Origin of the sequence: Vaginella massiliensis, from assembly GCF_900089075.1 — a bacterium.
GTDB lineage: Bacteria > Bacteroidota > Bacteroidia > Flavobacteriales > Weeksellaceae > Weeksella > Weeksella massiliensis_A.
Genome location: NZ_LT593746.1, coordinates 474137 through 496582 on the forward strand (window position 1 = coordinate 474137; position 22446 = coordinate 496582).

Below are 22446 nucleotides of genomic sequence, written 5' to 3' on the forward strand. Positions count from 1 at the left end.
TGTGAAATGGCAACAAAGTTTTTTTGATGCTCTTTTTAATCCTAAATTTGCATCACAAACAAAACAAAAAACAATGCCAATTATTGCCCCATCGATCTTAGCAGCAGATTTTGCACATCTTGCCCAAGATATTCAACTCGTAAATAACTCCAAAGCAGAATGGTTTCATTTAGACGTAATGGACGGCGTTTTTGTGCCCAACATTTCGTACGGAATGCCCATTATCGAACGCATCAATCAATTGACCGATAAAACGCTCGATGTTCATCTTATGATTGTGCAACCAGAGCGTTACATCTCGACCTTCAAAGCCATTGGCGCCGATATTCTCACCCTACATTTCGAGGCGAGCACTCACCTACATCGTAGTATACAAGCCATCAAGACCGAAGGGATGCAAGCGGGAGTTGCCCTCAATCCACACACGCCGGTGTCGGTATTAGAAGACGTGATTGCCGATTTGGATTTGGTACTGATTATGAGTGTGAATCCTGGGTTTGGCGGACAGAAATTCATAGAAAACACCTATCGAAAAATTGAAAAATTGGCTGAAATGAAAGCTGTTCACAACCCCAATTTGATTATAGAAATAGACGGCGGCGTGAACATTGACAACGCACCAAAACTTGTTGCTGCTGGCGCTGATGCTTTGGTTGCAGGTAGTGCAGTTTTCAACGCCGACAATCCTGAATTGTACATCGAACAATTGTTTAATAGCTGAAAAATGTTCTAAAAAAATAATCCAATCCTGTTCTACAAAGGGACAGGATTTTTTTGACTTCAAACAAGTTTTTCAATTTATTCAAAACATGGAATCCAACGAAAAACGAGGCAACAAAAGCTTTACCCTCAACGAGATTAAAGATAAAATGGCAAAATACTGTCTTTATCAGGATCGTTGTCATTGGGAGGTTGAACAAAAATTAAACGGCTTCGATTTGATTCCGGAAGCAAAAGAGGAAATCATTACCAAATTGTATCAATACGGTTTTATCAACGAACAACGATTCACAGAGACTTTTGTGCGAGGAAAATTCAATCAAAAAAATTGGGGTCGAAATCGCTTGAAAATTGAGCTCAAGAAAAGACAAATTCCAGAAAAAATGATTCGAGAAGCCTTAGAAACACAGATCGACTCGGAACAATATTTCGCGACCTTACAACAGCTTGCCCATAAAAAGTACAATTTGCTAAAAGCCGAGCGTGATTCATTCAAAAAACAACTCAAAATCAAAAATTTTTTAGCCTACAAAGGCTACGAATACGACTTGATACAAGACGTTCTGAATGATTTGTTTAGAAAATAATGGCCGAAATTGGTAATTCTTGCGCCTCATCAAAATTCATCATGGCATTGATTCGTTTGAACGACCTAAAGCTTTTCAGGTCGTCAAGCCTTATGGTTGCCAATTCGATTTTTCCTTCTTCCAAAAGTGCTTGTCGCATACATCCGGCCAACAGACATTGCTTCGGGCTAAACCATCGTGCTCCATCAAAAAAAATGAGGTTCGTATAGGTGGTATCAGTGAGCACACGGTTTCTCATCAAAATAAGGTCGTGGCAATTATGCTCGTTCAACAAGGTTGCAAAGTATTGGCGTTGAGACGATTTGTAAAAATACGTGAAATCTTGTCGCATTTCTACTGCTTTGAGTGTTTCGATTGGCACAATCTGATACTCATGAATGTGAATATCGATGATGTCTTGGGTGTACAAAACTCTTACTTTATACTTGCCCGTGCGGAATTTTTCTGGAATCTGAATGCAGTTTTGGAGGTCGATAAAGTTGAGCGACCCAAAAATCATTTTTCGGGTAAGATTCATCCGACGATTATGGAAACGCAAATTTCTGAGTATCCCGTCGATGAGGCAAATGGTTTCAATATAAGGGTACATATATTTTTTGAATCATTTCGTTGTATTCGCTATGAGCATCACTTTTGTGCGTAATTCCTCCTCCGCTTTTGTAAAAGCATTGTCCGTCAATTTCTTCGATAAACCTGATCAAAACACCGCTGTCTAAATTTTCACCATCGAAAACGCCAAAAACACCCGTATAATAACCGCGATCATAGCCTTCGTTTTCGAGAATCAGCTCTACTGTTTTCTTTTTTGGTGCACCAGAAATTGATCCAGCAGGTAACAGTGCATCGAAAATGTCTCCAAGTTTTGATGTGTAGTTTGCTGGTAATTTTCCGACAATTTCTGAGCTCACTTGCAACAAATCGTGCTGATTGGTTTTCAACTGATCGATATAACGGTAGCGTTTCACCTCCACATTTTCGGCAACCAAACTCAAATCGTTGCGTATAAGATCTACAATCGTAGCATGCTCAGCAGCTTCTTTTTCGTCGTTCAGCAGTTTTTCTTTGGCGTTGGGAATTGTAGCATCTATCGTGCCTTTCATAGGATATGAAAAGATCTGATTGTCCGAAATTTTCACAAATCGCTCTGGAGAGAAACACACGAAGTTTGGCGTCAATAATTTGAATTTTGCCTTCGCAGTATGGTAGATTTCGACCAACGAATGGGTCGTTTCTATTTTGGTTGGTTGTGTAAAATTTAACAAGTACGAATCGCCGCGAAGAATCGCCTGGTGCAACGATTGAAACTTTTGTAAATACAACTCGAATGCTATGGGAGATTTCTGAAATTCGATGGGTTGATTTTTCGGTTGAGCCTTGCCTTCTATTTCGTAGCAAATGGATTTGGGAAACTGATTCAATTTGAAAATTTCTCCTTCGGTTTTCTCAAAATTAATCATGAAAAAAAAGGGTTCTTTTTGAGCTCCCCACGCATTCATCTGTTCGATTATTCTCTTATATTCCATTATAATATTAGCGCCAAGATATCGTTTTGTTTCGAATATGCCAAAGCTTGGTAAAGCTATAAAAAAAGTTTTAAAAAGTGAAATTCGAGAATCAGACCCAACGAGTTGATGTCGAGTGCGTTTTTCTAATTTGAGTTCTGCGATGCGTTCACTTTTTGTTTAGTACATTTGTCTAATGAATAATTCAAAAAAAAAGTCGAATGATGCACAGCGATTTATTAGAAATTATAAAAAATAGACGATCAATTTACCCTGTCGAATACAATGGAAGCGAAATTACAGCCGAAGAATTGAGCTTGATTTTGGAAGCGGCGAATTGGGCTCCGAGTCACAAAAAGACAGAACCATGGCGATTCAAAGTAGTGAAAGGCGATGCCAAAAATAGATTGAAGGAGTTTATGAAAAGGGTTTACATCCAATCGACCGATCCCGAAAAACTCAGCGAAAGAAAAATACACGACCTTGCTGAGAAGTGCGATCGCTCCGACACGATTTTGTTGATTTCGTTACAAGACACTCAGAAAGTACCCGAATGGGAAGAGCTTGCCGCTACGGCAATGGCGGTGCAAAATATGTGGCTGATGTGCGCAACCATGAATATTGGTTGTTATTGGTCTTCGCCCCTAAACATTATTGCCAATATGGAGGAATACACCCCGATGGAAGACGGCGAGAAGTGTGTGGGAATTTTTTACATGGGAAAAGTCGATCCCAGAGAACGTCTTGCAACCCGAAATCCGATTGAGGAGAAGGTGAAATACTTGTCGTATTAGTATAAAAAAATCCGTCTGCAGAGACGGATTTTATATTTAGATTAGTCTTGATTTGCGCTTATTCAACTGTAACAGATTTTGCTAAGTTGCGCGGTTGATCGACATTTTTACCTAATTTCACGGCAATCCAATAAGACAACAACTGCAACGGAATTGCGGCTAAGATTGGCGAGAATTCTTCTTCTGTCTCTGGAATTACCACATAATCATCTGCCATGCTTACCACTTGTTCGTCGCCTTCGTTCACGATTGCGATAACTTTTGCACTACGCGACTTGATTTCTTGAATGTTGGATACCACTTTTTCGTAATAGCCTTTTTTGGTTGCAATTACAATAACTGGCATATTCTCGTCCAACAAAGCGATTGGCCCGTGCTTCATTTCTGCAGCCGGATAACCCTCGGCGTGGATGTAAGAGATTTCTTTCAATTTAAGTGCACCTTCTAAAGCCGATGGGTAATTGTATCCTCTACCAAGATAGATTGCATTTCGATTATTTTTATATTTCTCTGCAATCGGTTCGATCACACCCTCACAATTCTCCAAAATCTTGGCAACCTTAGATGGTATTTGCTCCAATTCGCGAATCAACAAGTTGAAACGTTCGTTGGATAATTTTCCTTTATGTTTTCCTAATTTTATAGCGATCAAGGCAAGAATGGTAAGCTGAGCGGTGAATGCTTTTGTAGACGCTACACCAATCTCTGGTCCAGCATGCGTATATGCGCCTGCGTCTGTAATGCGTGCAATGGAAGATCCTACCACATTGTTGATACCAAAAATAAAGGCACCGTTTTCTTTTGCCAATTTCAAGGCAGCTAAAGTATCGGCTGTTTCTCCAGATTGCGAAATCGCAATCACCACATCATTCTTTTTGATGATTGGATTGCGGTAACGGAACTCTGAGGCATACTCTACTTCTACTGGAATTCGTGCAAAATCTTCGATCATATATTCGGCTACCAAACCTGCGTGATAAGAAGTTCCGCAAGCTACGATAATGATGCGTTTTGCATTTAAGAATTTTTCTTGATGATCCCAAATTCCTGCCATTTTGATGATGCCTTCCTCTACCAAAAGTCGACCTCTCAAGGTGTCGTGTATAGAGCGTGGCTGCTCGTAAATCTCTTTCAACATGAAGTGTTCATAACCTCCTTTTTCGATTTCTTCGATATTCAACTGCAGTTCTTGGATGTTTGGAGCAACTTCGCTATTGCTTTCTATTTTACGAATATCAACTTGTTGACCCAGTTTGATTGTTGCCATCTCACCATCGTCTAGGTAAACGGCATCTTTGGTAAATTCGATAAACGGAGAAGCGTCAGACGCGATAAAGAATTCGTCTTTACCAATACCTATTGCCAGCGGTGAGCCCAAACGCCCAACAACGATTTCGTTTGCTTCGGTTTTGTCTAGTACTGCAATCGCATAGGCGCCGATAACTTGGTTAAGGGCAAGGCGTACCGCATCTGAAAGGTTCAAATTATTCTCGTCTTGTAAATATTGAATAAAATTTACCAAAACTTCAGTATCGGTATCACTATGAAAAACAAAATCTTTTTCGAGCAACAATTGTTTGATGGTATCGTAGTTCTCAATAATTCCGTTATGTACCAACACAATACGCCCATTGTTGCTCAAGTGTGGGTGTGAGTTCACGTCATTTGGAGCACCATGGGTTGCCCAACGTGTATGCCCTATACCTACGGTTGGCGTTTTATTGATTCCTTCGCTTTTATTTTCTAAATCAGAAACCTTTCCTTTGGTTTTTACCAATTCGAAATTATGATCATCGGCAAGTACAAGACCGGCACTGTCATAGCCGCGGTACTCCAATCTTTTCAATCCGTTGATGATGATTGGGTATGCTTCCCGATACCCAATATATCCGACAATTCCACACATATACGTTTATTTTTGAGTGTAATATATTATTAGTTTAAGTTTCTTTTCTTGATCTGCTGACAAGTTTCCATGGAAAACCAATCGATATGGAGAGCTCACACGGTCGTTGGCATAAGGGTTGGTTTTAGATAAAATTTCAGCGTTTTTATTCAATAAGAAATTCCCCATCGAAATCACCATTTGCTGATCTTCAAAAACCTCATTTCTTTCGAGAATACTTTTGATGTGATCGGTAATATCCAACTCATATCGCCCCTCGTCTTTTTTGAAGTTATAGATTGGATTGAAATGAACATTGCTTGGATAAACATTCACAAATCCATTAGGATTCAATGGGTTATCGGTATAATACCTCGTAAGATCCGAATACAATTTTTCTACATACGACCCTTGTGATTTGTAACGATTCCATGCGAGCAAGTAAGGTGCTTTTTGTTTGAGATCGGCATAAGATTGATCTACGTTGAGCACAACTTTTGCTCCTGTGATGTACCAATTATTGGCTTTGATTTGTGTTTTCAAATTGTTGAGATCGTCTTGGTTGAAAAGCACATTGATCCTAGTTCCATCCATACCGTTGAGGTATAATTTTTCTGATCCTCTTTCTCTGTTCGGATTTTGCACGGCATTCAACAATTCTGCACCGCGAGTGTGGTCGAATTGGTTGATCTGAACGGTATAGCCCGCTGCGGTTTCGGTCCAATAATTATCAAAAGAAAAAGTAAGCGTTTTCTGAACTCTTGGATTCTCGGTATCGGAAGTATTCGAATTGTCTTCGGTATAATACATTCTTAGATCCAATTGATTGGGATTGAACTGAAAGTAAAAACCATTTTCATCTTCTACCGAAAGCTCCAAACCTCGCAACACATTGCGAACGAAGGTGGCATTGTCACTAAGATTTCCGTTGAAACGGTTGTTCAAGATTTTTAGGGTAAAAAAGTCTTTATCCAACGGAATTTTTATAGAAACTTTCTCCTCGTGGATTGGTTTCGAATCGTCTTTCAGACTGATGATATTCTGTTGTACTGTTTTTTTCACCGTTGCAGACCCAAGAATGGTTGGCAATACGTCGATTTGATCACGCGATCGATAATTTCTATTCGAAAAATAAGCCGTATCATACAACAAGACGGTATTTATCTCACGAACATTCAATCGCATTGTGGCTTCTTTGTTTCCATAAATCGAGTCCATTTCGTAGATATTCTTATACCAAATGGTGTCTTTTTTGGTCGTATCACCTTCAGGAGCCGTATAAATCTTGATGGTATCTTGGTCTACGGGCTTGTCTTTGTAATAAACTGGAATGCGTAGAACAACCGAATCGACCACCGGATTATTCCCAAACGAAGGATTGCTCGACGATAAACGTACCTGAGTAAATAGTTTAGCTTTACTTTTGCCAAATACTGGCTCATCAAATACACCCAGCACGGCATTTTTCAATACTTTTTGGTTAGACAAAATGGTATCGGTAGTGGTGTTGTAAGCCACCAAATCCATCTCGAGCTTAGCGCCTGTAGCTCCTGTCCCAACCAATTCATCACCAACCGTCAAGGGTTCGTTTTCGCACGATTGCAACATTATAGAACCCAAGAACAAGGTTGTTGCGATAGTCAAGCCATTCAATAATTTCTTCATGTAATACTGATATTCGTTTAGTTTTCGTTGATTACCTCTTCTCTATAAAATTGGCTGTAAACCTCATTTGTAGTGTTGCCAAGTTGATAATCTAACAACGGTAAATTTTTGTTTTTAATGTAATCTTCTATCGCGGTCGGAATTTTCTCTTCTCCTTTTACCAAGGCATCTGCATATTCTATCGATGCTTGGATCACCCCTAAATGATCGGGCTTCTCGAGGTATTTTTTCACCTCATCTGCAACACGGTCGAAAGCCAATTTGTTGACAAAATCTGGATTCATTTCTCCTTCGAAACCATTGTCATACAACGAAACCACAATTTTGGTATCTTCAAAGAAAGGGTCATCGTGATAATATTTTCGTAAATACAACGGAACCACACCAGCCATCCAACCCATAACGTGCACCACATCGGGTTTCCAGTTCAGTTTTTTCACAGTTTCTAAAATTCCTTTCGCAAAAAATATTGCACGTTCGTCATTGTCTGGTGCAAACTCTCCGTCTTTGGTGGTATAGAGTTCTTTGCGTTTGAAATACTCTTCGTTATCGATAAAATAAACCTGAAGTCTCTCATTGGGAACAGACGCAACTTTGATGATGAGCGGTTGATCGATATCATTAATTATCATGTTCATCCCCGACAATCGAATGACTTCGTGCAATTGATGACGGCGCTCGTTGATCACCCCAAATCTCGGCATGAAAATACGCACATCTGCTCCGTTACTTTGCATCATTTTTGGTAAGCTCAAGGCTTGTGAAGACATTGGATTTTCAGGAAAGTATGGCACCATTTCGGTAGTCACATACAAAATTCTCTTACCTTGCATAATGATTCTCTTTTCCTAATGTATAAAAGTAGGTCACAAAATTACGAAATATTATTGACATTTCTTTTGATATATTTAGCTTTGTCCTGAATTTAGTTTTTTTTTAACAACTGACAATCATGAAAATATTTCGATTCCAAGCAGACCTCAAGCAATTCGTAAATGCCCTTCTCGCCGAGCATAAAACCATAGGTTTTGTGCCTACAATGGGGGCTTTGCACGACGGGCACATGTCATTGGTACAACAGGCAAAAAAGGACAACGATGCGGTCATTGTGAGTGTTTTTATAAATCCAACGCAATTCAACAACGCAGAAGACCTTGCCAAATATCCACGCACCGAAGAGGCCGACCTCGAAATGCTCATCAGAAACGATTGCGACGCTGTTTATATACCTGCTGTAGCTGACCTGTACGAGGCAGACGAACAAGCCAAGAAGTACGATTTTGGTGGAATAGAAAAGGTGATGGAAGGGAAATTCAGACCCGGACATTTCGACGGTGTTGCAACCGTGGTGTCTAAACTGTTGAAAATCACACAGCCGACCAGAGCTTATTTTGGTGAGAAAGATTTTCAGCAAATACGCATTATACAAGAAATGGTGAAACAAGAAAAGCTTGCGGTACAAATTGTTCCAATGCCTATACATAGAGCCGAAACGGGCTTAGCATTGAGCTCTCGCAACGCCAGACTCACGCCAGAATTTTTAGAAGCTGCGCCTTTTATTTACAACACCTTGCAACAAGCCAAAACACTGAAAAACGAGGGTAAATCGGTAGAAGAAGTTAAAAATTTTGTTGTAGAAAGCTTTGCATCCTCATCATTCGATTTAGAATATTTCGAGATCACCGACGAAAAGAAATTGTTACCGCTCACCCAATTCGACGCGATGACTCCTGCAAGGGGGTTTGTCGTTGCCTATGCAGGCGACATACGACTGATCGATAATATCGCATTCTGATTCAAAGCAATGGAACTAAAAAAAGCGTCTAAATGGTCTTGATTTTGAAAGAATACCCTAACTTTGCAACATTATGATGATAGAAGTTTTTCAGTCTAAAATTCACCGAGCAAAGGTGACAGACGCAAAATTGAATTACATAGGAAGCATTACCATCGACGAAGATTTGTTGGCTGCTTCTAATATTTTGGTGGGTCAAAAAGTACAAATCGTGGTGCAAGAAAATGGAGAGCGATTCGAGACTTATGTAATCAAAGGTAAAAAAGGCAGTGGCGAAATCTGTTTGAATGGGCCTGCTGCTAGACGTGTACAGGTTGGCGATACCATCATCATCATCGCATATGCCATGATGGATTACGAAGAAGCGAAAACCTTCGAGCCTACAATTGTTTTTCCGAACGAAAACAATCAGTTGAATTAATTTTTTTATCTAAAAATACATGACAGCCAAACTCAAACAGCTGCTTTTCTTGGTAATTGCTATAGGTTTTGCTGTTTTTTTTATTTATATCACGGCTAAGAAAATAGATTTTCACCATGTACAATCGGTACTGAAACAAACCAATTACTTTTGGATTCTCTTGTCGATGGCAATCAGTATTTTCACCTATTGGATACGCGCCAAACGCTGGAATTTACTTTTAAATCCTATTGGATTATACCCCAAAACGGCAAGTAATTTTTGGTCGATTGCCTTTTCTTATTTTATGAATCTCACAATTCCAAGAAGTGGTGAGGTTGCCCGTGCTACTTCGCTGTACAAAACGGCTCAGGTTCCCATAGACAAAACCTTTGGGACGATTGTGCTAGAACGAGTCATAGATTTGGTTTGCCTGCTGTTGGTAATCGGATTGTGTTTTGTGCTGAATTATGATTTACTTCTTCGATTCTTCAGTTTAGGAAATTTAGAAAAGGGTAGTCAGCCAGCAACTTCATCCAATTTTTCTTATGTTTATTTAGGATTAGGCGTCTTTGTATTGTTGGCAATCCTTAGTGCGTTATTTTGGAAAAAGATTGTAAAAAACAAGGTTTTCAAGAAAGTAAAATTGTTCTTATTAGGAATTGTAGAAGGATTGAATTCAATATTGAAACTGAAGCGTCGTAGCGAATTTGTGGGTTGGTCTGTTCTCTTATGGATTTGTTATTTTCTGATGACCTACGTGGTGTTCTTTGCCTTTCCAGACACCTCGAATCTCGGGCTGAAAGAAGGATTATTTCTTTTGGTGGCAGGTTCTTTTGGAATGATTTTGCCTGTAACTGGCGGTCTCGGTTATCCATACATCATGTCGATTGCCTTTGCTGCAATGTATAGTTTGAACAACGGCCAAGAGGCATTGGGTAGGAAAATAGGCGATTATTTCGGGCTGATTTTATACCTCGCGCAGATCATCTCGATGATTGGTTTTGGTTTGCTCGCGATGATTTATATTGCTCGCCAATCCAAGTCTAGTCGGCCGGCATAGATTCGTTCAAAATCAAGGCTAAAAAGTTTGACGCTTCTTGGTAGAGATTTTCTCTGATTATTTCGTATTGCGAAGATTTCAACTGATTTTTCAGACTTCTTGTATCGATGACATATTCGGTAAATTGGCGAATTTTGTGTTCTGGTATTTTCAGAAATTCTACATAATAATCCACCGTAAGGTAAAGAATCAATGCGTCTATTTGATCGGCATGTCGGAAATAGTTGTATTGTCTTTGCATTTTTTTACGGTAACCCGTCAAGGTGCCTATCAACGCTATCGGATCTAAAATTCCGCCCGAATTGACCATGCTGCTGCTGTACGGATTCACCTTTATATCTCGCAGGCGTGGGTCTAATCCAAGATTTCGATACAGACTGATGATGGCGTCGTCTGTAGGCTTTACATTGTCTTTCAGAACCTTCGATACGCTATGCAGGCGAACTTCGTCTAACTCGATGAGGTTGATGTTGAGATGGACTTCGAAATATCCTCTTTTTATCATCTCGGGCAAAATTTTGATCTGACGCTCTTTGGTCCAGTCGGAAGAAATCTGTACGACATCGTTTGTTTCGACCTTTATAGAAAACAAACCGTTTTGGTTGGATTGCGTTTTGGCATTATTCCGCAAATTTTCTATTTGGATACCGTGCAATTGATCGTAACCCTCGATGGGATCATCGATGATGATTTTACCCGTAATCATTTGTCCGAACGAACTCATCGAAAACAAGAGTAGGAACAAGAGTAAAGTTTTTTGCATAGTGTGTGTTTTCAACAATTATCAAATCTATAAATCGAAACGGCTGAAAATGAGTTTTTAACAAAACTTTATCAGTTTCCTTACATGGTTTAAACAAAAAACTCTGCCGAAGCAGAGTTTCATTATTTGCGTTTGAAAATCTTTTGGATGTTTTTGATGATGTTTTTGTACCATGGCTGCGCCGATTTTACGTAGCCATATCCGTAGCCATAACCATATCCGTAGCCATAACCTTTCTGGAAATCGACATCGTTGATCAAGATTGCCATGTTTTTCAGCTTACGCTCTTCAGACAATTCTTTGATGTACGGAATCATTCGTTTATCTAAATAATTAGACCTTGCAACATAAATCGTCAAATCTGCTTGGTCGGCAATCAACATGGTATCGGTCACCAACGACACCGGAGCGGTATCGACCAAAACATAATCGTAATGTTGTTTACCGTACTCGATGATTTCGTTGAATCGCCCATTCATCAACAATTCTGACGGGTTTGGTGCGATGATTCCAGAATAAATCACATCGAACTGATAAGGATTCGGATGTTGGATAATGATTTCTTCGGGGTTCAACGAGCGATCGATCAAGAACTCTGTGATTCCTTTAGTAAAGCGTGCCTGGTCTACAATTCCCAAATAATCGAGCACTTTTGGCGAACGTATATCTGCCCCGATCAATAGCACTTTTTTGTTGGACATGGTCAACACCTGCGCCATATTGGTCGATACAAAGGATTTCCCTTCGCCACTTACCGTAGAGGTTACGAAAATAACATTGGATCCTTCTTGTTTTTGTGGTAACAAGAAATTGATATTGGTGCGTAGAATACGAAACGCTTCTGCCAAGCTGCTGCGATCGTTTTCTTCGATGATATTTTTATCTGATGTTGGAATCTCTCCGACAATTGGCGCATTGACCATTCCTTCAAAATCTGATTTGTCTTTGACCTTATTATCCAACATAAATTTGATGTATAATACCGCAAACGGTAAAAGCGTACCTAAAATCAGCGCACCTAAATAAACGATGTTGCTCTTGGGTGATACTGGTCGGTTGTTGCCGAAAGCTCGATCTATGATTTTGATGTTGTCTGGCGTTGCCGAAGCTTTGATTTCTGCCTCTTCTCGTTTTTGTAATAAAAACAAATACAAGGCCTCTACAATTTGTTGTTGTCTCGAAATGTCTCGAAATCCTCTCTCTTTTGAAGGTAGTTGTTTGATTTGACCTTTGATCTGACTTTGTTTGGCTTGTACACTACCCAAAGCTGTACGCATGTTGTTGCGGTAGATGTTCAAACTTTGTCTTATCGATTGTCGTAGATCTTTGATACTCTCGTTCAACGGTTGTATAGCAGGGTTGTCTTCAGTCATCGATTTCAACATGTCTTGCTTTTCGAGCATCAACTCGTTGTACTTGTTTATTTGAGACGAAATCCCAGGGTCGTTGATTCCGATGTTAGACGGTAAAAGATCGTTTCGACCTGCTGTCACCGCTCCATTTACATAGTCTGCAATTTGCAATTGGGTAGAATAATCCAAAACTATTTTCTCATTATCTGCCGCAGATTGCAAAAATATGTTGGCTTCCGAACTTACATCGGTGATGTCGTTCGATCTTTTGTACGATTCCAAATCTCGATCGACGTCTGCCAAATCGCCTGTAACCAACGCCAAACGATCGTTGATGAATTTGGTTGTTGTTTTGATGAGCCTATCGGCATCGTTGGTAATGTCTTTGTTGTAAACATCTATAATCGAGTTGACGACGAGCAATGCTCTTGGTTTTAGGTTGTCTATCATTCCAAGATTTACAATCATGGATGATTTGTCCGAGTTTGGCTCAACATTCAATTTGGAACGGTAATAGTTCACCGTGCTCATAATCGGAGAGACGTTGATCACCATCTGCGTTCCGATATTATCATTAAAATCTTTATTGGGTATGACGATGAAATCGCCAATTCTACTCGGAATTTTTTGACCAATTTTGTAGGTACCTTTCTCGGCAATGCTACTTTCTTCTATCGCAAGATTGCTTTGATCTTTTATTTTGATCGAAATGCTCCCCAAATAATCATCGTTGTAGGCCAAAGTGTCATTCAGAAAAGAGATTTTCACCGGAGAATCGGATTCGAGCACTTCTGCTTCTTTGATGCGTCCACTTCTGTAATAACGCTTGTGCAACTGATGGTCTTGTACAACTTTGAGCATGAGACGTCTCGACTTCAAAACATCTATTTGGTCGGACACCACCGCATTACCACCGTCGCCCAACATTGTGGCAGCATCTCCCAAAGCTGCTAATTCTGATGAAACGTTTTTGTGTTCGCTCAACAATATTTTTGCATCTACAGCATACTCTCGCGTGGCATAGCGCAAATACAAGAAGGCTCCTAATAACGCCAAAACTATCGAGAGTATAAACCATTTCCAATAATAGGCATATTGCTCTAAGAGCTTTCTGAAATTGATCGATTCGTCTGCAGTCGTTTGACTTTCAAAATCTAAGTTCTTATTATTTGATGTCATGTTATCTTGATAATACAGAAATTACTGAAATAATTATACCGGCTATCGATACAAATATTGAATAATTCACCACCGACGATTGAATTTTAGATCGATTCGGTTCTACGTACACCACGTCGTTTTGTGCCAAATAGAAAACGGGCGAATCCAACGCCTCTCTTGAGGTAAGGTTTATGCGGTGCGTTTCTTTCACACCATTCTGCTCGCGTATCACCATTACATTTTCTCTCACCCCTTGTATGGTAAGATCTCCCGCCATACTCAAGGCTTCTAAAATCGAAACTCTTTCGTTGGGCAATGTAAATGTTCCTGGCTTTTGTACTTCTCCCATCACACTCACTCTGAAGTTGGTAAAGGTCAAATTCACCCCAGGGTCTTTGATGTAACGCGACAACTCTGCTCGCATTTTGTTGATGGCTTGTGTGCGGGTTAATCCTCCCAATTTGATCTGTCCCAAAACCGGAAAATCGATCATTCCGTTTTCATCCACGGTATAAGTCGATCTAAACACTCCGTCTGAAGAACTGCGCGTCTGATATACACTGCTCTGGTTGAATGGTTCTGTAGCTCTTACATCTGCCGCCGTTACAGAGATAGCCAATATATCATTGGTCTGAATTTTGGGAATGCTTTGCTCGTAGATAGAATTCAACCGTTCTTGTTCATCTCCTTGAAAATATACCAATTGCTCGCGCGATGCACAAGAAAAAATCAGAAATGGAATGCACCACACTAAAAATTTGTTCAATTTATTTGCCATATATCTATTTGTCTAATACTTCGTAAGCCGAATTTTGTGAAATATATTCAGGTACGATTTCTTTTATACGTTTTACCAATTCGATGTTCTCTTGTCCAGAGAATTTATGTTTTGCAAAAATAGTCAAGTCTACAATTTTATCCTCAATAAAATCGTCACATTCCCTCACTTTAGCAATCATTATTTTTTCGTGATGCGTTTTGGCTGTGTTTTCATCATTCGCCAAAAGTTCTTCATAAATTTTTTCACCTGGGCGTAAACCCGTGATTTTTATATCAATATCATCTGGATACCTTAATCCACTGAGGGCAATCATTCTTTTAGCCAAATCGATTATTTTTACAGATTTACCCATATCAAACACAAAAATCTCACCGCCTTTCCCCATGATAGCCGCCTCCAAAACCAACTGGCAAGCCTCGGGTATGGTCATGAAATATCGCGTAATCTCTTCGTGTGTTACCGTCAGGGGACCGCCAGCCTCGATTTGTTTTTTGAATAACGGAATCACCGATCCGTTGGAACCCAACACATTACCAAAACGAGTGGTGATAAAATTGGTTTTTGATTTTTTGTTCAGGCAGCTTACATAGATTTCTGCAATGCGTTTGGTGGCCCCCATCACATTGGTCGGATTCACCGCTTTGTCGGTAGAGACCATAACAAATTTTTCAACCCCGTATTTCACTGCTAAATCCGCCACATTTTTTGTACCTCTGACATTGGTATTGATCGACTCAAAAGGGTATTGCTCCATCAAGGGTACATGCTTATATGCTGCGGCATGAAATACAATATCTGGACGAAAATGGTTGAAAATTTGTTCCATTCGTTTGAGGTCTCGAATGTTGGCAATCACAAAATAGGTTTCTTCACTATTGGTTGATTTGAAGCCTTGTTGAATATCGTATAAGGCAGATTCGGCAATATCAACCAAAACCAATTTTTTGAAATCTTTTTGGGCAATTTGCCTCGCCAACTCACTCCCAATAGAGCCAGCCGCTCCCGTTACCATCACCACTTTGCCTCGAATGTCTTCGTTGATTTTTGGGTTGTTGAGGTTAATTGGTTTTCTGCCGAGCAAATCTTCAATTTTCAAAGATTTTATTTGCCTAGAAGAATATTTCCCGTCTAACCAGTCGGTCGCTGGAGGAATGATTTTGATTTCAACGGGTAATTTTTCCAATCGATTAGTAATCTCAAACAGCTCAGCATTCGAAATGTTTTGTATCGAAATAATGATTTGATCTATTCTGTTTTTCCTTACAAAGGACTCGGTTAAAACACTAGGGCTCAACACCTTCACACCCTGTATCGTTGTGGAGTGCTTTTTTTCGTTATCATCTACAAAAGCAACGACCATATGGCTTTTGAGCGTATCGTTTTGTAAAACACCAAGCGTAATCAACCCAGAATCACCCGCTCCATAGATAATTGATCTTACTTTGCTCGAGGCTTGTAAAACGTAATTCCGATAAAAACTCTTGTACAGTACGCGGCTCACCACCATCATTACCGTGGAGATAAAAACATGAAAAACAACAATTGAGTAGGAAAATCTAAATACGTAAAGCCATGGTATGGCTGAAAAATGGTTGCGTACCAAATATCCTATCAGTAATAAGGTCATGCAGCTCACAATGCTCGAATAAAATATCTTATTGGCATCGTTAAGCGTGGTCTGCCTGATAATTCCTTTATATGGTTTGAACAGGATAAAGGCAATGAAATAGACAAGGAGGATAAGCGGTAAGCGATGCACCATGCGATCGAGATCGAAATCACCCTTGAAACTATTGAAAATAAAGTTGGCAATGATGTAGCTCACACCAACAATAAGAAGGTCTATAAATAATACGACACTTCTCGGAGTTTCGTTTTTTAGCCGCTGTTTTAAAACACTCATACTTAGCAACATGTATTTAATTTATCCTGACAGTACAGGCTACCAATTGCAACAATAATATAAAAATAAACAATTTGGCAATACCATATAACAAATAGCACACCCTATTCGATAGAAATTATTATTTTTTGAATGTTTTTAGAATGATTCTACTTATCCGCTCACGCTCTTCCTCGGTAAGATTAGAGCCAGACGGCAAGCACAATCCGTTTTCAAACAGCTGTTCTGCTACTTTGCCACCATAATAAGGTGCGTTGGCAAACACCGGTTGCATGTGCATAGGCTTCCACAGTGGACGAGACTCGATGTTGTCTTCTAGCAGGGCTAAACGCAAATCTTCTCTAGTAATGCCAGCAATTTTCGGGTCGATGGTAATCGCAGAAAGCCAATGATTTGAGTAGTAATCGGAACTTGGTTCGGTAAAAACCTTCACCCCGTCCACTTCTGCAAACAAATCTTGATAAAATTTGTTCATCTTGCGACGAGCCTCTACACGATCTGCCAGTACCTCCATCTGTCCACGTCCAATACCGGCGGTAATGTTCGACATTCTATAGTTATAACCGATATGCGAGTGTTGGTAATGTGGCGCGTTGTCACGGGCTTGTGTCGCCAAGAAAACCGTTTTGTCTTTATCTTCTTGGGTTGGGCATACCAAAGCTCCGCCACCCGAAGTGGTGATAATTTTATTTCCGTTGAAAGACAGCGCTCCAAATCGACCGAAAGTACCGCATTTTTTGCCTTTATAGGTCGACCCCAAGGCTTCTGCTGCATCTTCTATTACTGGAATATTGTATTGATTGGCAATTGCCAATACCTCCTCTACCTTGAACGGCATACCGTACAGATGGACTGCAATAATGGCTTTTGGCGTTTTGCCTTTTGCGATACGGTCTGTAATCGCTTCTTCCAACGCAACGGGACAAATATTCCAGGTATCGGGTTCAGAGTCTACAAAAACGGGCGTAGCTCCTTGGTAAGCAATAGGATTGGCAGATGCCGAAAACGTCATCGATTGACAAATGACTTCATCGCCATACCCAACTCCGCATTCGATCAGCGCCAAATGAAGTGCGGCAGTGCCGGCTGATAATGCGGCCACCTGAACGTCTGATTGTAAAAATTTTCGGATGTCTTCTTCGAAGCCATTAACATTCGGCCCTAAAGGTGCTACCCAATTGGCATCAAATGCCTCGTGTATGTATTTTAATTCGTTACCGCCCATGTGAGGGGAAGATAACCAGATTTTGTCGGTCATTTTTCTGTGTAATTTTTTTGCAAAGTTAGTTATTATTGATGTGTAATTTCATTAATCTTAATAATTTTTCCTGGATTACCTACTACCGTAGCACCGTCGGGAACATCTTTAATAATAACCGCACCAGCGCCAATCGTACACCATTTTCCTATCTTGATTCCCTGAATTACAGATGCACCGATTCCTATATGTGTACCTTCGCCAACAATTACATTTCCTGCTAAAGCCACATTTGGAGAAATATGAACAAAATCTTGAATGGTACAATCATGGTCAATGGAGGCATTCGTGTTTATAATGCAGTGTTTACCTATTGTTACATCTGCATTTACAGATACTCCCGCCATTCCGACTGTTCCTATTTCTATTTTTGATCGTTTGGAAATATTAGTCGACGGATGAACTAAAACAGGATAAGTTAAATCACTATTTTCTTCGGAGATTTTTTTTCGAATATGGTTATTTCCGATTGCTATCATAAGATTGGATACATCGGTTGGGATTTGATGTACTACTTTATAATTGAATATAGATATTTTAGTTTTATCAGTATCAATGAAAGCTTGTACTTCAAAACCGTTTTCTTCTGCTATTTCAGCAATTACCTTTCCATGACCACTGGCTCCGTAAACATATAAACTCATTCTGTATTCAATTTATCTAATAAATAAATTTTAACCCATTCCGGAATTTCATCTGCATAAACCTCCACATCATTTCCATTTTTTTCAATTAAAACATTTTGCATTTGATTATCTGATGAATTGTCAAAAATATAAGCTCGATCTGCAATTAAAAAAGCCTGTGAAAATAATTCTAAAGATTTATAATAGCGATTTACAATTTTGTTATCTTCTACGTCATGTCCACCTTTAATTTTTCTGATATTAACTCTGTTTATATTAATCGAAGGATCTTTGGTACTAATGAAGTATAAATATGTTTTAAAGCCCTTTTCTTTCGCTTTATTTAGAAAGGCAACTTTTGATTCATGGGACATGACGGTTTCAAATGAAAAAGTTTCTTCACATTCCAAAAGGATATGTCTAAGAAACTCTGCTACAACAGATGCAGTGTAACTGTCAATATCAAAATCGGTTGTTAAAATACCGTCTGAAAGTACAATAGAGTCTAATATTTCAGAAGTGATTCTTTTATCTTCTGCCGAGATTATTGGTTTAAAACTTTCCCAATCAGCCTGAGTTACTGTTATTGGTAAATATTCATTACAATCGATAAAGTTAGTAGTGTTAAACTTTCGTTCTATAATATCTGCATTAATAAACGAACCAATGAAACATTTATTTTGAATTTCATTTATCAAGGTTGACTTACCTGAGCCATTGGGACCAGCAAACATACGAAAGCGTTTCACTTTATTTCTTTAGTTTAATTCTTTTCTGTTGTACTTTAACTGTACTGAAAGTAGCACGACCTAAAACACTTCTACGACCATCTGGAGCGACTTCAACCAATTGACCGTTCTCCACTGTTTTATAAGCTAATTTCAAGGCTTTGTTTTCACGTATCGCTTTTGCTACCGCTTTTTGTTGTAGCTGATCTAAATCTTTTTTTTCAACTTCTTCTAAGGTTTTCATAATAGATCTGTTAATATTATAAAGATACATAATATTCTTCATTTAGTTATTCCCATTAAAAGGTTCGGCGGTTGCCTGACCTTCTTGACTGATGCCTTCACTTTGAAATACTTTTTTGAAGGTGGTAAAAAAAACCTTTAAATCTGTTTTGAAACTCACATGATCTACATACCATACGTCCAATTCGAACTTTTTTTTCCACGAAATGGCATTTCGCCCATTTACTTGCGCCCAACCGGTGATGCCCGGTCTCACCTCGTGCCGTCGCTTTTGTTCTTCATTATACAATGGCAAATATTGTGGCAATAAAGGACGTGGCCCAATCAGGCTCATATCGCCTTTGAGCACATTGATTAGTTGAGGAATTTCATCCAAAGATGTTTTGCGTACAAAAGCGCCTATTGGCGTTAATCGTTCTGCATCGGATAACAAGTTTCCATTCGCATCTTTCTTATCGTTCATGGTTTTGAATTTAATGATCTTGAAAATCTTTTCGTTCAAACCTGGGCGTTCTTGCAAAAAGAAAGGCTTGCCTTGGTTGGCAAAATACAGGGCAATCATCACCACCAAAAAGATAGGACTTAATAGCAACAAACCGAAGAAAGCGGCAAAAAAATCGAATAGGCGTTTGATATAGTTTTTGTACATGGATTTGAAAAACATTTGTGTCAAATTTATTGCTTTTTTCCTTTTATCTTACCCTTTGTGTGTTTTCATTTAATTAATTTTTTCGGATGATGGAATTGACGAAAAGTAGAATATCTGGCATTATCTCATTTCTAATTTCTGATATTCTTTTAATATTTCGTTCCAGATATATTTCCGTTCATAATTCGAAATCATGATTGCCCTGCTTTTTAGTCCCATTTGTTCAGATTGTTTTTGGTTGTGGAGGCACCACTGCATTTTTTCTTCTAGCAATTCGCTGTTTTTTACTGGAACAATCCAGCCGTTATCGCCATCTGCAATGATTTCGTTGCATCCATTAATGTCGGATACAATGCAGTTCAGTTGCATGGCTGCTGCTTGCATCACTACATTGGGAAAGCCTTCTCGATAACTTGGGAATGTCAAAACATCTGCCATCGCAAAATAATCGATCACATTGGTTTTATAGCCAACCGCATGTATATTGGAATGCGTATCGATCAGGTTTTCTGTTTCTGGTTTTAAGGGATCGAGTTCTCTTTCGAAGTTGCCCACGATTACCAGATGCGCATTCGGATTTTTGCTGTGAAGGTTGTTGAACGCTTCTACCAACTCGTTTAACCCTTTATCTTTCACCACTCGCCCAACAAACAAAAAAACGAAATCATCATCCTTAATACCCAAATCTTTTCGCATTTCTCTTTTTGTTTCTTCGGTAACCAACGCCGGGTCGAATTGCGAGGTGTCTATTCCATTCGAGCTGCCTTTGCCTATTACTTTCAGTTTCTGTGGAGAGGTAAATTTTTCTTCTAAAATTATTTTTTGTAAGCCCAACGAGTTCGGATATACCTTTGTTGCGCAGGCATAGGTCAGTTTTTCCATTTGATTGAGCAATTGTCTTTTGGCGCCGGTGGCAACCGTGAGCGGCATGCCGGCAACGGTATGCAATCTGTGCGGAACTCCTGCTATTTTTGCCGCCATCATTCCCAGCAAGCCTGCTTTGGGCGTGTGGGTGTGAACGATTTGTGGTTTTTCTTTACGGAACAATTGTACGAGTTGGACAAGCGCTTTTAGGTCTTTGATGGGTGTTATCGAGCGTGTCATTTCTATTGCAATGGTTTTGATGCCTTCGTTTTTGGCAACATCGTCCAAAGCTTCGCCTGCGCTAGAAACGCCTATCACTTCGAAGCCATTGTTCGACATGAATTTCAATTGTCCTTTCAACAATCCTTTTAGGGAAACCGGCACGGTGGTGATGCGGATGAGTTTAGGGGTCATTTCACTATAATGTTTCTGTTAATAAAAAAATCTGAGATGTACAAATGCTTTATCCAGTTTAATAGCCATAGAAATACGGTTTTATTCGTATTTTTTAGGGTTATAACCACAAAAAGTTTACGGAAATTAGGTTACTTATAGGTATATCCCGAAAATTGTTTTCTAAATCTTTTGATGATTGGTTTTGCATTGTTGGTTGTTTTTATACTCTCTTTTGTGTTGCTACGACAAAAAACCATGAATTTTTCTCATAAATTCTTCTATACCTCTACTGTTCAACTCTTTTTCAAACATCGCTCTATTGGTGGTTGTATCATCTGTCAACGATTTAATAATTGCATTTGACAAGGCATTTGCATCATCGGGTTTGCATTTTTCAACACCTGGAATTTCTTGAATTCCACCTGCACAGAGCGTACTCACCACTTTGTTGTTTTGCGACATCATTTGCAGCAGCACATTAGGAAACCCCTCTCTTCTAGAAGAAACGACACATACTTGCGCGTTTTTGAAATACGGATAAACATTGTTTTGATGCCCTAACAATTTCACCTGATCGACCAAAGATAAATCGGCAATCAACTTTTCTAAAAAAGCCCTTTGTTCGCCTTCGCCTAAGATGAACAACTTCAAATTGGGCGAAAAACTCAAAACATCTTTAAAAGCATGAATGAGCACATCAACTCCTTTTTCGGGGATCAATCTTCCTGCCGTAACAATAAATTTTTCATTAGAACCAATCGGCGTGTTCTGCGAAACATTTCCGGGGTATTTAAATGGGTTTGGAATGACGTGCACCTGAGTACGACCAGAGAGATAATGACAATGCTCTAAAAGAACTCTTTTCATTAAATCTGTCTGACAAATGACCAAGTCAATATTTCTGTATCCCAACTTATAAGCTAATTTATAACCGAATAATTTTTTACCTGTATATCGTCCAAACACAGAGGTTGACTCTCTTACGATTAGTTTTTTGGTTCTAAGAAGTTTTAAAGTTCTTAAAAAACCCAAGCCAGCATTCACCATCAGATGAGAAGAGTATACCTTATCGAAAGCAGCATTACAAATTGCCCTTAAAAATGTAAACGCATTTTTGTTGCAATAAACGACGTTTATTGTTTCGCTTATTGATTGCCAAAAATCATTGGTTTTCGCACCCCAAATAATGATGGTGATGTTATTATTGCCGTGAGTGGCATAATATTCTGCAAATTGAAAAAGTACCTGCTCGGCGCCTCCAAGCTGATCGCTTATAGAAACTATTGCAATTCTATCGCTCATTAGCCTTGT

General features: G+C 39.3%; 22 protein-coding genes. 6 read left to right on the forward strand and 16 right to left on the reverse strand.

Annotated elements, in window-relative coordinates:
* The first annotated feature begins 73 nt into the window (after positions 1-73).
* A complete protein-coding gene (gene rpe, locus BN8061_RS03455) occupies positions 74-721 on the forward strand; it encodes a ribulose-phosphate 3-epimerase (RefSeq protein ID WP_068597890.1) in 648 nt (215 codons plus the stop codon).
* An 88-nt stretch (positions 722-809) separates the two neighbouring features.
* Positions 810-1307: a regulatory protein RecX gene (locus tag BN8061_RS03460; protein ID WP_068596530.1), complete on the forward strand. Its 498-nt coding sequence runs from the start codon at positions 810-812 to the stop codon at positions 1305-1307.
* On the opposite strand, the gene BN8061_RS03465 is transcribed toward BN8061_RS03460, so the two are convergent.
* Complete coding sequence (locus tag BN8061_RS03465) at positions 1297-1896, reverse strand: aminotransferase class IV (RefSeq protein WP_154662240.1); 600 nt, start codon at positions 1894-1896, stop codon at positions 1297-1299. The two genes, BN8061_RS03460 and BN8061_RS03465, sit on opposite strands and share 11 nt — an antisense overlap.
* The gene (locus tag BN8061_RS03470) at positions 1880-2830 is read right to left on the reverse strand and encodes an aminodeoxychorismate synthase component I (protein ID WP_068596533.1); all 951 of its coding nucleotides are present in this window, start codon (positions 2828-2830) and stop codon (positions 1880-1882) included. The genes BN8061_RS03465 and BN8061_RS03470 overlap by 17 nt, the downstream gene beginning before the upstream one ends.
* 200 nt (positions 2831-3030) lie before the next feature.
* Between BN8061_RS03470 and BN8061_RS03475 the strand changes: the two genes are divergently transcribed.
* Complete coding sequence (locus tag BN8061_RS03475; RefSeq protein ID WP_068596535.1) at positions 3031-3603, forward strand: nitroreductase family protein; 573 nt, start codon at positions 3031-3033, stop codon at positions 3601-3603.
* Positions 3604-3661: 58 nt separating this feature from the next.
* Here the strand turns inward: BN8061_RS03475 and glmS are convergent, their stop codons facing one another.
* The 3 genes from glmS to BN8061_RS03490 are packed head-to-tail and all read right to left on the reverse strand — an operon-like array spanning position 3662 to position 7986.
* On the reverse strand, positions 3662-5509 hold the full coding sequence (gene glmS, locus BN8061_RS03480; protein ID WP_068596537.1) for a glutamine--fructose-6-phosphate transaminase (isomerizing): 1848 nt from the start codon (positions 5507-5509) through the stop codon (positions 3662-3664).
* Between the two features lie 6 nt (positions 5510-5515).
* The gene (locus BN8061_RS03485; RefSeq protein WP_068596539.1) at positions 5516-7153 is read right to left on the reverse strand and encodes a DUF4270 domain-containing protein; all 1638 of its coding nucleotides are present in this window, start codon (positions 7151-7153) and stop codon (positions 5516-5518) included.
* A gap of 17 nt (positions 7154-7170) precedes the next feature.
* Positions 7171-7986 (reverse strand): glycogen/starch synthase, encoded by an 816-nt coding sequence (locus BN8061_RS03490; RefSeq protein ID WP_068596541.1) that lies wholly within the window; start codon positions 7984-7986, stop codon positions 7171-7173.
* A 119-nt stretch (positions 7987-8105) separates the two neighbouring features.
* Between BN8061_RS03490 and panC the strand changes: the two genes are divergently transcribed.
* The 3 genes from panC (at position 8106) to BN8061_RS03505 (ending at position 10411) form a co-directional block, all read left to right on the forward strand.
* On the forward strand, positions 8106-8948 hold the full coding sequence (gene panC, locus BN8061_RS03495) for a pantoate--beta-alanine ligase (RefSeq protein WP_068596543.1): 843 nt from the start codon (positions 8106-8108) through the stop codon (positions 8946-8948).
* Positions 8949-9021: 73 nt separating this feature from the next.
* Positions 9022-9369, forward strand: a complete 348-nt coding sequence (gene panD, locus BN8061_RS03500) for an aspartate 1-decarboxylase (RefSeq protein ID WP_068596545.1) — start codon at positions 9022-9024, stop codon at positions 9367-9369.
* Between the two features lie 19 nt (positions 9370-9388).
* Positions 9389-10411: a lysylphosphatidylglycerol synthase transmembrane domain-containing protein gene (locus tag BN8061_RS03505; RefSeq protein ID WP_068596547.1), complete on the forward strand. Its 1023-nt coding sequence runs from the start codon at positions 9389-9391 to the stop codon at positions 10409-10411.
* On the opposite strand, the gene BN8061_RS03510 is transcribed toward BN8061_RS03505, so the two are convergent.
* The 11 genes from BN8061_RS03510 to BN8061_RS03560 form a co-directional block, all read right to left on the reverse strand.
* Entirely contained in the window at positions 10395-11174 is a 780-nt protein-coding gene (locus BN8061_RS03510; protein WP_068596549.1) for a hypothetical protein, read from the reverse strand. The two genes, BN8061_RS03505 and BN8061_RS03510, sit on opposite strands and share 17 nt — an antisense overlap.
* 122 nt (positions 11175-11296) lie before the next feature.
* Positions 11297-13705, reverse strand: coding sequence for a GumC family protein (locus tag BN8061_RS03515; protein WP_068596551.1), 2409 nt, complete (start codon positions 13703-13705; stop codon positions 11297-11299).
* A gap of 1 nt (position 13706) precedes the next feature.
* A complete protein-coding gene (locus BN8061_RS03520) occupies positions 13707-14465 on the reverse strand; it encodes a polysaccharide biosynthesis/export family protein (RefSeq protein WP_068596553.1) in 759 nt (252 codons plus the stop codon).
* Between the two features lie 4 nt (positions 14466-14469).
* Positions 14470-16371, reverse strand: a complete 1902-nt coding sequence (locus tag BN8061_RS03525; RefSeq protein ID WP_068596555.1) for a polysaccharide biosynthesis protein — start codon at positions 16369-16371, stop codon at positions 14470-14472.
* A gap of 121 nt (positions 16372-16492) precedes the next feature.
* Positions 16493-17629 (reverse strand): DegT/DnrJ/EryC1/StrS family aminotransferase, encoded by a 1137-nt coding sequence (locus BN8061_RS03530; protein WP_068596556.1) that lies wholly within the window; start codon positions 17627-17629, stop codon positions 16493-16495.
* 32 nt (positions 17630-17661) lie between these two features.
* Positions 17662-18273, reverse strand: coding sequence for an acetyltransferase (locus BN8061_RS03535; protein ID WP_068596558.1), 612 nt, complete (start codon positions 18271-18273; stop codon positions 17662-17664).
* Positions 18270-19004 carry an ATPase gene (locus tag BN8061_RS03540; RefSeq protein ID WP_235802678.1) on the reverse strand — a complete coding sequence of 245 codons (735 nt, stop codon included), beginning with the start codon at positions 19002-19004 and terminating at the stop codon, positions 18270-18272. Before BN8061_RS03540 ends, BN8061_RS03535 begins: the two co-directional genes overlap by 4 nt.
* Before the next feature lies 1 nt (position 19005).
* Complete coding sequence (locus BN8061_RS03545; protein WP_068597891.1) at positions 19006-19227, reverse strand: hypothetical protein; 222 nt, start codon at positions 19225-19227, stop codon at positions 19006-19008.
* 42 nt (positions 19228-19269) lie between these two features.
* Complete coding sequence (locus BN8061_RS03550; protein ID WP_068597893.1) at positions 19270-19875, reverse strand: sugar transferase; 606 nt, start codon at positions 19873-19875, stop codon at positions 19270-19272.
* A 120-nt stretch (positions 19876-19995) separates the two neighbouring features.
* A complete protein-coding gene (locus BN8061_RS03555) occupies positions 19996-21153 on the reverse strand; it encodes a glycosyltransferase family 4 protein (protein ID WP_068596561.1) in 1158 nt (385 codons plus the stop codon).
* Positions 21154-21375: 222 nt separating this feature from the next.
* Positions 21376-22437, reverse strand: a complete 1062-nt coding sequence (locus tag BN8061_RS03560) for a glycosyltransferase (RefSeq protein ID WP_068596563.1) — start codon at positions 22435-22437, stop codon at positions 21376-21378.
* Positions 22438-22446 lie beyond the last annotated feature (9 nt).

Excerpts from the sequence above, each read along its gene's own strand:
- rpe (WP_068597890.1), top strand. The coding sequence starts at position 74 with ATGCCAATTATTGCCCCATCGATCTTAGCAGCAGATTTTGCACATCTT.
- BN8061_RS03460 (WP_068596530.1), top strand. The coding sequence starts at position 810 with ATGGAATCCAACGAAAAACGAGGCAACAAAAGCTTTACCCTCAACGAG.
- BN8061_RS03465 (WP_154662240.1), bottom strand. The coding sequence starts at position 1,896 with ATGTACCCTTATATTGAAACCATTTGCCTCATCGACGGGATACTCAGA.
- BN8061_RS03470 (WP_068596533.1), bottom strand. The coding sequence starts at position 2,830 with ATGGAATATAAGAGAATAATCGAACAGATGAATGCGTGGGGAGCTCAA.
- BN8061_RS03475 (WP_068596535.1), top strand. The coding sequence starts at position 3,031 with ATGATGCACAGCGATTTATTAGAAATTATAAAAAATAGACGATCAATT.
- glmS (WP_068596537.1), bottom strand. The coding sequence starts at position 5,509 with ATGTGTGGAATTGTCGGATATATTGGGTATCGGGAAGCATACCCAATC.
- BN8061_RS03485 (WP_068596539.1), bottom strand. The coding sequence starts at position 7,153 with ATGAAGAAATTATTGAATGGCTTGACTATCGCAACAACCTTGTTCTTG.
- BN8061_RS03490 (WP_068596541.1), bottom strand. The coding sequence starts at position 7,986 with ATGCAAGGTAAGAGAATTTTGTATGTGACTACCGAAATGGTGCCATAC.
- panC (WP_068596543.1), top strand. The coding sequence starts at position 8,106 with ATGAAAATATTTCGATTCCAAGCAGACCTCAAGCAATTCGTAAATGCC.
- panD (WP_068596545.1), top strand. The coding sequence starts at position 9,022 with ATGATGATAGAAGTTTTTCAGTCTAAAATTCACCGAGCAAAGGTGACA.
- BN8061_RS03505 (WP_068596547.1), top strand. The coding sequence starts at position 9,389 with ATGACAGCCAAACTCAAACAGCTGCTTTTCTTGGTAATTGCTATAGGT.
- BN8061_RS03510 (WP_068596549.1), bottom strand. The coding sequence starts at position 11,174 with ATGCAAAAAACTTTACTCTTGTTCCTACTCTTGTTTTCGATGAGTTCG.
- BN8061_RS03515 (WP_068596551.1), bottom strand. The coding sequence starts at position 13,705 with ATGACATCAAATAATAAGAACTTAGATTTTGAAAGTCAAACGACTGCA.
- BN8061_RS03520 (WP_068596553.1), bottom strand. The coding sequence starts at position 14,465 with ATGGCAAATAAATTGAACAAATTTTTAGTGTGGTGCATTCCATTTCTG.
- BN8061_RS03525 (WP_068596555.1), bottom strand. The coding sequence starts at position 16,371 with ATGAGTGTTTTAAAACAGCGGCTAAAAAACGAAACTCCGAGAAGTGTC.
- BN8061_RS03530 (WP_068596556.1), bottom strand. The coding sequence starts at position 17,629 with ATGACCGACAAAATCTGGTTATCTTCCCCTCACATGGGCGGTAACGAA.
- BN8061_RS03535 (WP_068596558.1), bottom strand. The coding sequence starts at position 18,273 with ATGAGTTTATATGTTTACGGAGCCAGTGGTCATGGAAAGGTAATTGCT.
- BN8061_RS03545 (WP_068597891.1), bottom strand. The coding sequence starts at position 19,227 with ATGAAAACCTTAGAAGAAGTTGAAAAAAAAGATTTAGATCAGCTACAA.
- BN8061_RS03550 (WP_068597893.1), bottom strand. The coding sequence starts at position 19,875 with ATGTACAAAAACTATATCAAACGCCTATTCGATTTTTTTGCCGCTTTC.
- BN8061_RS03555 (WP_068596561.1), bottom strand. The coding sequence starts at position 21,153 with ATGACCCCTAAACTCATCCGCATCACCACCGTGCCGGTTTCCCTAAAA.
- BN8061_RS03560 (WP_068596563.1), bottom strand. The coding sequence starts at position 22,437 with ATGAGCGATAGAATTGCAATAGTTTCTATAAGCGATCAGCTTGGAGGC.